Source organism: Streptomyces sp. NPDC051136 (assembly GCF_044455745.1).
Classification (GTDB): Bacteria; Actinomycetota; Actinomycetes; order Streptomycetales; family Streptomycetaceae; genus Streptomyces.
This window is the reverse complement of record NZ_JBITFE010000003.1, coordinates 41,308-55,100: the sequence shown is the minus strand read 5'-3', so window position 1 is coordinate 55,100 and position 13,793 is coordinate 41,308. Positions and strand designations below refer to the sequence as shown.

The 13,793-nt window shown below is 74.3% G+C and carries 12 protein-coding genes; 9 read left to right on the top strand and 3 right to left on the bottom strand.

From position 1 onward, the window contains the following. Positions 1-31: 31 nt before the first annotated feature. Positions 32-1,183 (top strand): NADH-quinone oxidoreductase subunit D, encoded by a 1,152-nt coding sequence (locus tag ACIBCJ_RS09435; protein ID WP_365979291.1) that lies wholly within the window; start codon positions 32-34, stop codon positions 1,181-1,183. Here the strand turns inward: ACIBCJ_RS09435 and ACIBCJ_RS09430 are convergent. Next, the gene (locus ACIBCJ_RS09430) at positions 1,148-2,254 is read right to left on the bottom strand and encodes an SAM-dependent methyltransferase (RefSeq protein ID WP_365979290.1); all 1,107 of its coding nucleotides are present in this window, start codon (positions 2,252-2,254) and stop codon (positions 1,148-1,150) included. The two genes, ACIBCJ_RS09435 and ACIBCJ_RS09430, sit on opposite strands and share 36 nt — an antisense overlap. Positions 2,255-2,382: 128 nt before the next feature. On the opposite strand from ACIBCJ_RS09430, the gene ACIBCJ_RS09425 reads away from it, so the two are divergent. Then, positions 2,383-3,588, top strand: coding sequence for a sensor histidine kinase (locus tag ACIBCJ_RS09425; protein WP_362103906.1), 1,206 nt, complete (start codon positions 2,383-2,385; stop codon positions 3,586-3,588). Between the two features lie 61 nt (positions 3,589-3,649). Next, positions 3,650-4,324: a response regulator transcription factor gene (locus ACIBCJ_RS09420; protein WP_133890841.1), complete on the top strand. Its 675-nt coding sequence runs from the start codon at positions 3,650-3,652 to the stop codon at positions 4,322-4,324. Between the two features lie 154 nt (positions 4,325-4,478). Here the strand turns inward: ACIBCJ_RS09420 and ACIBCJ_RS09415 are convergent, their stop codons facing one another. Then, positions 4,479-5,585, bottom strand: a complete 1,107-nt coding sequence (locus ACIBCJ_RS09415; RefSeq protein ID WP_365979289.1) for a DUF5937 family protein — start codon at positions 5,583-5,585, stop codon at positions 4,479-4,481. 182 nt (positions 5,586-5,767) lie between these two features. Between ACIBCJ_RS09415 and ACIBCJ_RS09410 the strand changes: the two genes are divergently transcribed. Beyond that, the gene (locus ACIBCJ_RS09410; protein WP_362509833.1) at positions 5,768-6,013 is read left to right on the top strand and encodes a hypothetical protein; all 246 of its coding nucleotides are present in this window, start codon (positions 5,768-5,770) and stop codon (positions 6,011-6,013) included. Positions 6,014-6,287: 274 nt separating this feature from the next. On the opposite strand, the gene ACIBCJ_RS09405 is transcribed toward ACIBCJ_RS09410, so the two are convergent. Further along, positions 6,288-7,562: a beta-eliminating lyase-related protein gene (locus tag ACIBCJ_RS09405; protein WP_365979288.1), complete on the bottom strand. Its 1,275-nt coding sequence runs from the start codon at positions 7,560-7,562 to the stop codon at positions 6,288-6,290. A 201-nt stretch (positions 7,563-7,763) separates the two neighbouring features. Between ACIBCJ_RS09405 and ACIBCJ_RS09400 the strand changes: the two genes are divergently transcribed. The 5 genes from ACIBCJ_RS09400 to ACIBCJ_RS09380 are packed head-to-tail and all read left to right on the top strand — an operon-like array spanning position 7,764 to position 13,347. Then, complete coding sequence (locus ACIBCJ_RS09400) at positions 7,764-8,813, top strand: DUF2520 domain-containing protein (RefSeq protein WP_365979287.1); 1,050 nt, start codon at positions 7,764-7,766, stop codon at positions 8,811-8,813. Then, positions 8,810-9,820, top strand: coding sequence for a pantoate--beta-alanine ligase (panC, locus tag ACIBCJ_RS09395; RefSeq protein WP_365979286.1), 1,011 nt, complete (start codon positions 8,810-8,812; stop codon positions 9,818-9,820). The genes ACIBCJ_RS09400 and panC overlap by 4 nt, the downstream gene beginning before the upstream one ends. Next, positions 9,817-11,550, top strand: a complete 1,734-nt coding sequence (locus ACIBCJ_RS09390; RefSeq protein WP_362103893.1) for an L-aspartate oxidase — start codon at positions 9,817-9,819, stop codon at positions 11,548-11,550. The genes panC and ACIBCJ_RS09390 overlap by 4 nt, the downstream gene beginning before the upstream one ends. A gap of 5 nt (positions 11,551-11,555) precedes the next feature. Next, positions 11,556-12,545: a carboxylating nicotinate-nucleotide diphosphorylase gene (nadC, locus tag ACIBCJ_RS09385; RefSeq protein ID WP_365979633.1), complete on the top strand. Its 990-nt coding sequence runs from the start codon at positions 11,556-11,558 to the stop codon at positions 12,543-12,545. A gap of 4 nt (positions 12,546-12,549) precedes the next feature. Then, positions 12,550-13,347, top strand: coding sequence for a type III pantothenate kinase (locus ACIBCJ_RS09380; RefSeq protein ID WP_133890834.1), 798 nt, complete (start codon positions 12,550-12,552; stop codon positions 13,345-13,347). The last annotated feature ends 446 nt before the right edge of the window (positions 13,348-13,793 follow it).

Genomic DNA, 13,793 nt, shown 5'->3' with positions numbered 1-13,793 from the left:
GGGGCCAGCGTACGTAGGGGAGACTGGGTCCATGACTCCTACGACGGAGACCATGGTCGGAATCGGCGGCGCCGCGGAGAGCACCGACATGGTGCTCAACATCGGGCCCCAGCACCCGTCCACCCACGGCGTGCTGCGGCTCAAGCTGGTGCTGGACGGCGAGCGCATCACCAGCGCGGAGCCGGTGATCGGCTACATGCACCGCGGCGCGGAGAAGCTGTTCGAGGCCCGTGACTACCGTCAGATCATCATGCTCGCCAACCGCCACGACTGGCTGTCGGCGTTCTCCAACGAGCTGGGCGTCGTCCTCGCCGTCGAGCGGATGCTCGGCATGGAGGTCCCCCCGCGCGCGGTGTGGACGCGGACGCTGCTGGCCGAGCTGAACCGGGTGCTCAACCACCTGATGTTCCTGGGGTCGTACCCGCTGGAGCTGGGCGGTATCACCCCGGTGTTCTACGCGTTCCGGGAACGGGAGGTCCTCCAGAACGTGATGGAGGAGGTCTCCGGCGGGCGCATGCACTACATGTTCAACCGGGTCGGCGGCCTCAAGGAGGATCTCCCGGCGGGCTGGAGCACGCGCGCGCGTGCCGCCGTCGCCGCCGTGCGCTCGCGCATGGACGTCTTCGACGACCTGGTGCTCGGCAACGAGATCTTCCGCGGGCGCACGCGGGGCGTGGGCGCCCTCTCCGCCGAGGCCGTGCACGCCTACGGCGTCAGCGGTCCCATCGCGCGCGCCTCCGGCGTCGACTTCGACCTGCGCCGCGACGAGCCGTACCTCGCCTACGGCGAACTCCAGGACACCCTCGACGTCGTCACCCGCACCGACGGCGACTGCCTGGCCCGCTTCGAGTGCCTCCTGGCCCAGACGCACAACGCCCTCGACCTCGCGGACGCCTGCCTGGACCGCCTGGCCGAACTGGCGCCCGGACCGGTCAACCAGCGTCTCCCCAAGGTGCTGAAGGCGCCCGAGGGCCACACCTACGCCTGGACCGAGAACCCGCTCGGCATCAACGGCTACTACCTGGTCAGCAAGGGCGAGAAGACCCCGTACCGGCTGAAGCTGCGCTCGGCGTCGTACAACAACATCCAGGCGCTGGCCGATCTGCTGCCCGGGACGCTGGTCGCGGACATGGTCGCGATCCTGGGGTCACTGTTCTTCGTGGTCGGCGACATCGACAAGTAGCGCGGCGGCGTCCACCGCGCCCACCGGCTGGAGCAGCCAGGCGAAGTCGCCCAGTCCGCCCGGCGCGGTCAGCTCGGCGGCCTGGGAGGCGCTCGCGAGACCCCGGACGTACGCCGCCGGGTCCGTGGAGGCCAGCGCGAGCGGGGGGCGTGCGCCGGTGACACCGAGCGCCCGCAGGACCTCGCGCTGGGGGCGCACGAGCGCATCCCGGGGCGCCCGTCCCGGAGCGCACCTCGCGGTGTGGGCCGCCGCGCACGCGTCCAGTGCGACGTGTGCGGTGATGTCGCACGACCCGTCGGGCACCGGCTTCGTCTCCCGCCCCTCCCGGAAGCCCGTGAGCGTCCCGAACGGCGGGCGGCCGGCCGCGGTGTGCGCGTAGTCGACGGCCACCGCGAGTCCGCCGTCCCCGCCGTCGAGCGCCGCCACGGCGGACGCCCAGGCCTCGTCACGGGGGAGGCCGATCTCCGCCCGCAGCCCTTCCTCGCCGGTCAGCGGCCACCAGCGGGCCAGCCACTCGGCCTCCGCCCCGGTCACCGGCTCCCCGAGCCGCTCGGCCCCGTCGCCGCGGACGAGCACGCGGCGCGCCACACCCCCGGCGTCCACCTCGGCCACCTCCACCGGCACGTTGTCCAGCCATTCGTTGGCGAACAGCAGCCCGGTGACGCCGGGCGGCGGCTCCGCGAGCCACCGGACCCGCCGGTCGAGGCCCGCGGGGCGGGCGGCGACCTCGACGGCGTACGCCCGCGTGCGCGCCGCCACGCCGGCGGGCAGGGCCGCCAGCACCCCGGTGACCAGCTCGCCCCGTCCGGCCGCCATGTCCACGAAGTCCAGCGCGGCGGGCCGCCCCAGCGCCTCGTCGACCCGGCACAGCAGCCGCGCCACGGCCCCCGCGAACAGCGGCGACGCGTGCACGGACGTGCGGAAGTGCCCGGCGGGGCCCTCCGCCCCCACGCGGTAGAAACCCTCCGGTCCGTAGAGGGCGTGCCGCGTGGCCTCGCGCCAGCCCCGCCATTCCCCGTGCGTCTCCGGAGTCCCTTCGGACCCTGTGGTCCCTGCCGTCCCTGGTGTCACAGCACCAGGCTAGGGGCGCGGAAGTGCACAGAAGATCGGAGCCTCCACCTTGCGGAGTACGCGCGGGCGATGCGGATCGGTCCTCCGGTTGACCCCTGCACCTATTCCGCTTCCCTACGCTGGGTTACGTGCAGCGCCTCTATGACTTCCTCCGCAGACACCCGACCGGGGTCGACACCTTCTGGGCCCTCGTCGTGCTCGGGATCTCCGTCGTGTCCGCGGCCACCCCGGGGACGCGGGTGGACGGGACGGACAACCTGGCGCTGATCCTTCCGTTCGTGGTGCTGCTCAGTGTCGTGATCGCCCTGCGGCAGCGGACGCCGGAGCGGATGCTGCTGCTCGTCATCGCCCTCGGCGTGGGGCAGCTGGTGCTCGACGTCTCGACGATGCCGGCCGACTTCGCCTTCCTGGTGATCGTCTACACCGTGGCGGCGACCGGTGCCCGCTGGGCCTCCCGCACCGCGCTGGTCACCGGTCTGTGTGCGGCGCCCCTCGCCCAGCTGCGCTGGTCCGACAGCGAGCTGAGCATGGGGGCCACCATCGCCGTCACGGTCTTCCAGGCGGTGCCCTTCGCCCTGGCCTGGGTGCTCGGCGACTCCGTCCGCACCCGCCGCGCCTACTTCGCGCAGCTGGAGGAGCGCGCCACCCGGCTGGAGAAGGAGCGCGAGGCGCAGGCCAAGGTCGCGGTCGCCGCGGAGCGCGCCCGTATCGCGCGCGAGCTGCACGACGTCGTCGCCCACAACGTGTCCGTCATGGTGGTGCAGGCCGACGGCGCCGCCTACGTCCTGGACGCGGCACCCGACCAGGCGAAGAAGGCCCTGGAGACCATCTCCTCCACCGGTCGCCAGGCGCTCGCGGAGATGCGCCGCCTGCTCGGCGTGCTGCGCACCGGCGAGCACAAGGAGGCCGGGGAGTACGTTCCGCAGCCCGACGTCCAGCAGATCGAGGACCTCGTCGAGCAGTGCCGGACCTCCGGGCTGCCCGTCGACTTCAAGGTCGAGGGCACCCCGCGGCAGCTCCCGAGCGGCGTGGAGCTGACCGCGTACCGCATCGTGCAGGAGGCGCTGACCAACACCCGCAAGCACGGCGGGGAGAACGCGGGCGCGAGCGTGCGCCTGGTCTACTTCGACGACGGTCTCGGACTGCTCATCGAGGACGACGGCAAGGGCGCTCCCCACGAGCTGTACGAGGAGGGCGGCTTCGACGGCCAGGGCCACGGTCTGATCGGCATGCGCGAGCGCATCGGCATGGTCGGCGGGACCCTGGACGCCGGTCCGCGTCCGGGCGGAGGATTCCGCATCAGTGCGCTGCTGCCGCTGAAGCCCGCGCACTGACCGAAGCGCCCGTACGCACGTACGGCACTGACACCTGTAAGGCAGAGGAAGAAGAGGCCCGATGGCGATCCGCGTGATGCTCGTCGACGACCAGGTGCTGCTGCGCACCGGGTTCCGGATGGTGCTGGCGGCCCAGCCGGACATGGAGGTCGTCGCGGAGGCGGGCGACGGCGTCGAGGCGCTCCAGGTGCTGCGCTCGACCGCCGTGGACGTCGTCCTGATGGACGTCCGCATGCCCAAGCTCGACGGCGTGGAGACCACCGCCCGGATCTGCGTGGATCCGAACGCGCCGAAGGTGCTGATCCTGACCACCTTCGACCTCGACGAGTACGCGTTCTCGGCGCTGAAGGCGGGTGCCTCCGGCTTCATGCTCAAGGACGTGCCGCCCGGCGAACTGCTCGCCGCGATCCGCTCCGTGCACAGCGGCGACGCGGTGGTCGCCCCGTCCACCACCCGGCGCCTCCTGGACCGCTTCGCGCCGATGCTGCCGGCCACCGGCCAGGAGCCCCGGCAGAAGGAACTGCAGCGGCTCACCGAGCGGGAGCGCGAGGTGATGGTGCTGGTGGCGCAGGGCATGTCCAACGGCGAGATCGCGGCGCGGCTCGTGCTGTCGGAGGCGACCGTGAAGACCCACGTGGGCCGCATCCTGACCAAGCTGAACCTGCGCGACCGCGTGCAGGTGGTGGTCCTGGCCTACGAGACCGGGCTGGTACGGGCGGGCGGCGGTCAGGGCTGACGCCGGGCGCGGCCGCGGGAGGGCCCGAGCCGGGTACGCCGGGCACGGGCACCGGCCCGGCGTCCCCCGGGAAACGCGAGCCGTGCAACGGCTGAGGCGGGCGGACGGGGCCGGCGTCCGGCACGTACGAGCGGGCGTCCGTCCCGCTCATCGCCTAGCGCAGGATGCCCTCCAGGAAGTCGCTGCCCAGGCGGGCCACCACCGTGACGTCCAGCTGGTGCAGGACGTAGCGGCCGCGGCGCCGGGTGGTGATCAACCCGGCCTTCTTCAGCACGCCCAGGTGGCGCGATATCTCGGGCGCCGTCATGCCGTGCACCTGCGCCAGCTCGCCCGTGGTGTACGCGCTGCGGGCCAGATACCGGCAGATCCTCATCCGCACGGGATGGGACAGCGCGGACATCCGCATCGTGAGCTGCTCGACCGAAGGCGGTGAGGCCAGCTCGGGAGAGCCGACCGGGTAGTGCAGCACCGGCTGCCAGCCGTGCCGGTGCAGGACCATCAGGTGCGGCCAGCCGAGACTGGTCGGAACCAGCAGCAGACCGCCGTCCGCCGTCGCCGAACGGCCGTCACCCAGCTTGTCGACGGTGATCCGGGCGGCGTCCTCGTCCAGGGTCACCGCGGGGGACACGGCGGCCAGCGCCTCGGCGAGGCCCTTGTGGCGCAGCAGGTCCGTCTTGCGCCGGGCGTCCGCCGCGAGCTGGTGCTGCAACCGGGACCAGGCCTCGGCGAAGAAGGCCTCGTCGCAGTCCCGCGCGAACTGCCGCAGCCAGTCCCGGATCCGCGGCGGGTCGGCCAGCAGCCGCTCGCTGAACCGCAGCTGCTGCGGTCCCCGCGCGGCGGCCAGGTCCAGCGCGCGCCGGCGCACCTCGGGATCGTCGAGCGCCGAAACCCCACCGGTGCTGTACGGCAGCGCGCAGGTGAACTCCAGGGCCGCGTCGACGAACTGCTCGTCGGACAGCTTGTCGAGCAGGTCGAGGTCGTCGGCGAGGGTGGCGCCGGGCATGGTGCTGCGGCCCGGCACCCCGGCGAACGGCATGAACAGGTCCGAGAAGGTCGTCCGCCACAGGAAGTCGGCCTCGCACATCCGGTCGGCCAGATGCGAGTCGAGCCGGGCGGTGACGCCCGTCGCCCAGCCCTGAAGGCCCGGGTGGTGTCCCGGCTCGGACAGCGCGTGCAGCGCCATGCCCAGCTCGGCCAGGGGAGAGGGCACGACGGCGATTCTCTCCGGCCGCAGCCCCGTGATGTCGATGCGCACGCTCATGACCCCATGGTGCACGGCGCCACCGACAACGCCGCCGCCGATTGACGGCGCCGGTCAATCGGCGCGACCGAAGGGCGGGGGCCGACGCAGGCTGGGGTCACCGGGGCAGCCGCGGAGCCCCTTCCTCCTCCCACGTCACGTCCCGACGTGCGCGCTTCTTCCCCCGACGAAGGTGATCCGTCGTGAGCATCACGCAGCAGTACCTCCTCGACGCCTACCGAGCCCGGCAGCTCGGCGAGCCCCTGCCGCCCGCACCGGGCGCACACGACCTGCGGCTCGTGCGCGCGTGGCACGACCGCCGCCGGTTCCGGGCCGTGCTCGCCGGCCGCCCCGCGCACGGCCCCGTACGGCGGGCCCTGCGCCTCCGGCGGACCCTGTGGGGCCGCACGTCCCGAGCTGACCGGGCGGGGGCCGGGACCGGCCGGTGAGACCTCACCGGCTCAGGTTCACCGGTCAGGTTTCACCGGCCGGGCCTCACCGGGCCGGGCGAACGCCGACCGGGCGAATGCCGAGCGTGCGGAGCGGGACCGCGCGGAGCAAGACCGGGTGGTACGGGACCGGATGGTGTGCGGAACCGGGTGGTGCGGGACCGGCAGGTCGGGCCTCGGCCGTGCCGCCAAGGCTGGTCCGGGCGGCGCGGGACCGGCACGTCAGGCCCTCAGCGGCCCGCGAAAGGTGCCCCGGGCGGTCCGATGCCCGCCGTCAGCCCTTCAGCCGGGCCGCGAAGTCGACGACCGCCGCCCGCACCTCGTCGGCCGTCCAGTCCAGTCCCGACTCGTCCACTCCGACCTCGGTCCTGGCGATCCCGGGGCCGGCCCCGCCCCAGGGGCGGGAGAACAGCATCGTCCCGGTCTCCTCGGCCTGCCGGAGCGCCGCCTCGCTCGCGGTGTCGGCGTCGCAGGGCAGCCAGACCTGGAACTCGTGGGTGTGCGGCACCTCGGGGTGCACCCGCGCCCACGGCAGGCCGGCCGCCGCGAGGCCCTCGCGCAGCGCGTCGGCCACCACGCGCGCGTGAGCCACGTACTGCGGCAGCCGGGGCAGCTCGCGCTCCAGTCCGGCCAGGGCGGACAGCACCGTGGGGAACTGCTGGAAGACCTGGCCGCCGTACCGGTGCCGCCAGGCCTTCGCCTCCTCGATCAGGGTCCGGGGCCCGGCGAGGGCGGCGCCGCCGTAGCCCTTGAGGGACTTGTAGAACGAGACGTACACGCTGTCCGCCAGGCCCGCGATCTCGGCCGGCGAGCGGCCGAAGTGGACGGTGCTCTCCCACAGGCGGGCCCCGTCGAAGTGCACCACCGCGTCGCGCTCGCGAGCGGCCTCGACGACCTCGGTGAGCTCCTCCCAGGTGGGCAGCAGGTATCCGGCCTCCCTGAGCGGCAGTTCCAGCATCAGCGTCCCGAACGGCTCCTCGAAGCCGCGCACTTCGTCGGCGGTCGGCTGCCGGGGCGCGTCGGTCAGCCGCACCGGACGCAGGCCGCTGACCCGGCTGAAGGCGTTCCGCTCGTGCACCTCGGGGTGGCCGAGCCCGTGCAGGGCGACGACCGGGTTGCCGGTGCGCCCCGCCCAGCAGCGCAGGGCCACCTGCTGGGCCATGGTGCCGGTCGGGAAGAAGGCGGCCGCCTCCTGGCCGAGCAGCGCGGCGGTCCTGTCCTCCAGGTCCGCCACGATGCCGTTGCCGTACAGGTCGGCGGGCTCGTCGAGGTCGTACAGCTCCTCGGCCCCGTCGAGCAGGGCGATCCGCTCCCGCAGGGTCGTGGTGAAACCCGGGCGGGCGAGCACGCGCCGCGCGCCGCGCAGGGCGGCCGTGCGCCGCTCCCGGCGGCGCGCGTTCCGCTCCTCCTCCGTTCCGGCCCGTTCTGCCGTTCCGGCCCGTTCTGCCGTTCCGGCCCGTTCTGCCGTTCCGGCCCGTTCTGCCGTTTCGGCCTGGTACGCCGTTCCGGCCCGTCCTGCCGTCTCTTCCTGGTCTGCCGTGTCGTTCATGCAGGGATCATGTCGCGCGGACCGCGCGCCGGGCACCCGGGCCTGCGCACACGTTCCGACACGCGCGCGGGGCGGATGCTCCGCCGCCGCACGGAAACCCACAGCCTGTGGACAACCGGACGCCGCCCGGACCGATCGCGTTAACATGACGAGAAATCGTCCGGTACCCCGAGCGGACTGGAACGGGAAGGCCGCCGTCGCGTGAACACAGCCCCACAGCCAGACCCCAAGGACCGCCCCGCGCGGCTCACCGTAGGCGTTGTCGGCGCCGGGCGGGTGGGTCCCGCGCTGGCCGCCTCCCTGCAGCTCGCCGGGCACCGCCCGGTGGCCGTCTCCGGGGTCTCCGACGCCTCCCGCAGGCGCGCCGCCGCCCTCCTGCCCGACGTGCCGCTCATGACGCCGGCCGAGGTCCTCGGGCGCGCCGAGCTGGTCCTGCTGACCGTTCCGGACGACGCCCTGCCCGGCCTGGTGGCCGGGCTCGCCGAGACCGGGGCGGTGCGTCCGGGTCAGCTGCTGGTGCACACCTCCGGGCGGTACGGCGCCCGGGTCCTGGACCCCGCGCTGCGCGCCGGGGCCCTGCCGCTGGCCCTGCATCCCGCGATGACCTTCACCGGCACCCCCGTGGACGTCCAGCGGCTGGCCGGCTGCTCCTTCGGCGTCACCGCGCCCGAGGAACTGCGGCTGGCCGCCGAGGCCCTGGTCATCGAGATGGGCGGCGAGCCGGAGTGGATCGCCGAGGACCGGCGCCCGCTGTACCACGCGGCGCTCGCCCTGGGCTCCAATCACCTGATCACCCTGGTCGCCCAGTCCATGGAGCTGCTGCGCACCGCCGGCGTCGCGGCCCCCGACCGGATGCTCGGCCCGCTGCTCGGTGCGTCCCTCGACAACGCCCTGCGCTCCGGCGACGCGGCCCTCACCGGTCCCGTCGCGCGCGGGGACGCCGGCACCGTCGCCGCGCACATCGTGGAGCTGCGCGCCCACGCCCCGCAGGCCGTCTCGGGCTACCTCGCGATGGCCCGCGCCACCGCCGACCGCGCCCTGGACCACGGACTGCTGAAGGCCGAACTCGCCGAGGACCTGCTCGGGGTGCTCGCCGACGGAGCCACCGGCGCCTCCGGAGCCACCGGCGCCTCGGGAGCCACGGGCGCCTCGGGAGACACGGGCACCGGCAAGGGCAGGGACGCACGGCCCGCCACCGACGAAGACCCCGGCCCCGAAGGCCCCGAAGGCACCGACGGAGGCGCCCGATGACCAGCACCCCGCCCGTCCTGCTGCGCACCGCTGACGAACTGCACGCGCGTGTGCGCAGCGGCCGCCGGGCCGTCGTGATGACCATGGGCGCCCTGCACGAGGGCCACGCCACCCTGATCCGCACGGCGCGCGACATCGCCGGCGCGGACGGCGAAGTCGTCGTCACGGTCTTCGTGAACCCGCTCCAGTTCGGCGCCGGCGAGGACCTCGACCGCTACCCGCGCACCCTGGACGCCGACCTGGAGATCGCCGGACGGGCCGGCGCCGACGCCGTCTTCGCCCCCTCCGTCGACGAGGTCTACCCGGGCGGCGAACCGCAGGTACGCGTCACCGCGGGCCCCATGGGTGAACGCCTGGAAGGCGCCTCCCGCCCCGGCCACTTCGACGGCATGCTCACCGTCGTCGCCAAGCTGCTCCACCTCACCCGCCCCGACCTCGCGCTCTACGGCCAGAAGGACGCGCAGCAGCTCGCGCTGATCCGCCGGATGGTCCGCGACCTGAACTTCGGCGTGGAGATCGTCGGCGTCCCCACCGTGCGCGAGGAGGACGGCCTGGCCCTGTCCAGCCGCAACCGCTACCTCTCGACGGCGGAGCGCCGCACCGCCCTCGCGCTCTCGCAGGCGCTCTTCGCCGGCCAGGACCGGCACGCCGCCCAGGAGGCGCTGCGCGCGCGGGCCCGCGAAGTGCCCGCCACCCGGGCACGCGCCGAGGCGCTGGGCGCCCTGGGCGAGTCCCGCGCGGCGGCCGACGCCCACGCCGTGGCCACCTCCGCCCCCGGCATCGCGGCCGCCGTCCGGGAGTCCGCCCGCCTGGTGCTGGACGACGCCGCCCGGGCCACCCCGCCGCTGGAGCTGGACTACCTCGCCCTGGTCGACCCCTCCGACTTCACCGAGATCGGCGACGAGCACACCGGCGAGGCCGTCCTGGCCGTCGCCGCGCGGGTCGGCGCGACCCGCCTGATCGACAACGTCCACCTCACCTTCGGAACCCTCGGAGCCGCCTCGTGACCAGCACAGGCATACGACTGCACGCCCCCGCGCCCGGCTGGGCCGTCACCGCCGACGTGGTGGTCGTCGGCTCCGGCATCGCGGGCCTCACCGCGGCCCTGCGCTGCGAGGCGGCCGGCCTGAGCACCGTCGTCGTCACCAAGGCCCGCCTGGACGACGGCTCCACCCGCTGGGCGCAGGGCGGCGTCGCCGCGGCCCTCGGCGACGGCGACACTCCCGAACAGCACCTGGACGACACCCTGGTCGCCGGCGCCGGCCTGTGCGACGAGGAAGCGGTCCGCATCCTGGTCACCGAGGGCCCCGACGCCGTACGCCGCCTCATCGCGACCGGCGCGCACTTCGACGAGTCGGCCGAGGGCGGCCTGGCCCTCACCCGCGAGGGCGGCCACCACCGCCGCCGCATCGCCCACGCGGGCGGTGACGCCACGGGCGCCGAGATCTCCCGCGCCCTGGTCGAGGCGGTACGCGCGCGTGGACTGCGCACCGTCGAGAACGCCCTGGTCCTCGACCTCCTCACGGACGCCGAGGGCCGCACCGCGGGCGTCACCCTGCACGTCATGGGCGAGGGCCAGCACGACGGCGTCGGCGCGGTCCACGCCCCCGCGGTCGTCCTGGCCACCGGCGGCATGGGCCAGGTCTTCTCGGCGACCACGAACCCGTCCGTCTCCACGGGCGACGGCGTGGCCCTCGCGCTGCGCGCGGGCGCCGAGGTGAGCGACCTCGAATTCGTGCAGTTCCACCCGACGGTCCTGTTCCTGGGCGCGGACGCCGAGGGCCAGCAGCCCCTGGTCTCCGAGGCGGTACGCGGCGAGGGCGCCCACCTGGTGGACGCGGACGGCGAGCGCTTCATGCTGGGGCAGCACGAGCTCGCCGAACTCGCCCCCCGCGACGTCGTCGCCAAGGGCATCACGCGCCGCATGCAGGAGCAGGGCACCGAACACGTGTACCTGGACGCGCGCCACTTCGGCGCCGACATGTGGGAGCACCGCTTCCCGACGATCCTCGCCGCCTGCCGCGCCCACGGCATCGACCCGGTCACCGAGCCGATCCCCGTCGCCCCGGCCGCCCACCACGCCTCGGGCGGCGTCCGCACCGACGACCACGGCCGCACGACGGTCCCCGGCCTGTACGCGTGCGGCGAGGTCGCCTGCACCGGCGTGCACGGCGCCAACCGCCTGGCCTCCAACTCCCTGCTGGAAGGCCTCGTCTACGCCGAGCGCATCGCCGCCGACGTGGCGGCCGGCCACTCCGCCGGCACCCTGCACGCGCGCGTACCCGCCCCCCTCCCGCACCCGTACCACCCGGAGCACCCGCTCCTCCCGCCCGAGGCCCGCCTCACCGTCCAGCGGATCATGACGGAGGGCGCCGGCATCCTGCGCTCGGCCGACTCCCTCACGCGCGCGGCCGACCTGCTGCACGGCCTGCACACCGAGGCGCGCGAGGCGCTGCAAGAGAACGGCAAGACCTCCGAGCCGGGCGTCGACACCTGGGAGGCGACCAACCTCCTGTGCGTGGCCCGCGTCCTGGTCGCCGCGGCGGCACGGCGCGAGGAGACCCGCGGCTGCCACTGGCGCGAGGACCGAGCCGACCGCGACGACACGGCGTGGCGCCGCCACGTCGTCGTACGGCTGAACCCGGACCGCACCCTCGCCGTGCACACCACGGACACGCCAGAATTCCCCCCGACCGTCCACGGCGCCCAGCCGACGCACCGTCCCCAGGAGCAGTGACAGCAGTGAACCCCTCCGACCCCACCGAACTCCCCCTCGCCTCCGGCGGAGGCTGCGGCGACGGCTGCGCCTGCGGCGCGGACACCGAGGAAGACTCCTACCTGGAGTGCGGCCTCGACCCCGCGCTCGCGGCACTCCTGCTGGACTCCGGCCTCGACCCCGTGGAGGTCGAGGACATCGCGAACGTCGCCGTCCAGGAGGACCTGGCGGGCGGCGTGGACGTGACGACCGTCGCCACCATCCCCGAGGACGCCGTGGCCACGGCCGACTTCACCGCGCGCGAGGCGGGCGTCGTGGCCGGCCTCAGGGTCGCCGAGGCGGTGCTCTCCCTCGTCTGCACGGACGAGTTCGAGGTGGAGCGCCACGTCGAGGACGGCGACCGCGTGGAGGCGGGCCAGAAGCTCCTGTCCGTCACCACCCGCACCCGCGACATCCTCACCGCCGAGCGCAGCGCCCTGAACCTGCTGTGCCGCATGTCGGGCATCGCGTCGGCCACGCGCGCGTGGGCGGACGCCCTGGACGGCACGAAGGCCAAGGTCCGCGACACCCGCAAGACCACGCCCGGCCTGCGCGCCCTGGAGAAGTTCGCGGTCCGCTGCGGCGGCGGCGTCAACCACCGCATGTCCCTCTCGGACGCGGCCCTCGTCAAGGACAACCACGTGGTCGCCGCGGGCGGCGTCGCGGAGGCCTTCACGGCCGTGCGCGAGCGCTTCCCCGACCTGCCCATCGAGGTCGAGGTCGACACCCTGCACCAGCTGCGCGAGGTCGTCGACGCCGGCGCCGACCTGATCCTGCTGGACAACTTCACGCCCGACGAGTGCGAGGAGGCGGTGGCCCTGGTGGCCGGCCGCGCGGCACTGGAGGCCTCGGGCCGCCTCACCCTCGGCAATGCCAAGGCGTACGCCGACACGGGCGTCGACTACCTCGCCGTGGGCGCCCTCACCCACAGCTCCCCGATCCTGGACATCGGCCTGGACCTGCGAGCGGCGGAGTAGGGCCATGCTGCTGACGATCGACGTAGGCAACACGCACACCGTCCTCGGCCTGTTCGACGGCGAGGACATCGTCGAGCACTGGCGCATCTCCACGGACTCGCGCCGTACGGCCGACGAACTGGCGGTCCTCCTCCAGGGCCTGATGGGCATGCACCCCCTCCTCGGCGACGAACTGGGCGACGGCATCGACGGCATCGCCATCTGCGCGACCGTCCCCTCGGTACTCCACGAACTGCGCGAGGTCACCCGCCGCTACTACGGCGACGTCCCCGCGGTCCTCGTCGAACCGGGCGTCAAGACCGGCGTCCCGATCCTCACCGACCACCCCAAGGAGGTCGGCGCCGACCGCATCATCAACGCGGTCGCCGCGGTCGAGCTGTACGGCGGCCCGGCGATCGTCGTGGACTTCGGCACGGCGACGACGTTCGACGCGGTCAGCGCGCGCGGGGAGTACATCGGCGGGGTCATCGCGCCCGGCATCGAGATCTCGGTCGAGGCGCTCGGCGTCAAGGGCGCCCAGCTCCGCAAGATCGAGGTGGCCCGGCCGCGGAGCGTGATCGGCAAGAACACGGTCGAGGCGATGCAGTCGGGCATCGTGTACGGCTTCGCCGGTCAGGTCGACGGGGTGGTCAACCGCATGGCGCGGGAGCTTGCCGACGACCCGGACGACGTCACCGTCATCGCGACGGGCGGGCTGGCGCCGATGGTGCTGGGCGAGGCGTCGGTCATCGACGAGCACGAGCCGTGGCTGACGCTGATGGGACTGCGGCTGGTGTACGAACGAAACGTGTCCCGCCTGTAGGTGCCCCGCGGTGGGCCACGTGCCCCGGCGTTTCCCGGTGGCCCGGGGTGGGGCGGGGCGATCCGCGTCCCGGCGTGGGCCGGTGGCCCGGGGCGGGTGCGGGTGCGAGGAGACGTGTGGCCCGGCGCTGCCGGGGTGCCGCTGCGCCCACCCGTGCCGCCCCAGCGGCACGACTGCCCGCAGCTGGGCGCGGCGGGGGCCGACTGCCCGCACTCGCGTACGGCGGGGAGGGGACGGGGTGGGGGGTGTTCGCCCGCAGCGGTTGGCGCGTCAACGGAGTTCACTTCTGTGGCCGACCAATTCCGCGCCGTTCCGAGGACGGACACCCCCCCCCCCCGCCCCCCCCCCCCCCCCCCACCCCAAACCCGAAACCCCCCCCCCCCCCACCCCCCCACGCCCCCCCGGCCCCCCCCCCACCCCACCCCCCCCACGCCCCCCCCGCCTCA

Excerpts from the sequence above, each read along its gene's own strand:
- ACIBCJ_RS09435 (WP_365979291.1), top strand. The coding sequence starts at position 32 with ATGACTCCTACGACGGAGACCATGGTCGGAATCGGCGGCGCCGCGGAG.
- ACIBCJ_RS09420 (WP_133890841.1), top strand. The coding sequence starts at position 3,650 with ATGGCGATCCGCGTGATGCTCGTCGACGACCAGGTGCTGCTGCGCACC.
- ACIBCJ_RS09415 (WP_365979289.1), bottom strand. The coding sequence starts at position 5,585 with ATGAGCGTGCGCATCGACATCACGGGGCTGCGGCCGGAGAGAATCGCC.
- ACIBCJ_RS09405 (WP_365979288.1), bottom strand. The coding sequence starts at position 7,562 with ATGAACGACACGGCAGACCAGGAAGAGACGGCAGGACGGGCCGGAACG.
- panC (WP_365979286.1), top strand. The coding sequence starts at position 8,810 with ATGACCAGCACCCCGCCCGTCCTGCTGCGCACCGCTGACGAACTGCAC.
- ACIBCJ_RS09380 (WP_133890834.1), top strand. The coding sequence starts at position 12,550 with ATGCTGCTGACGATCGACGTAGGCAACACGCACACCGTCCTCGGCCTG.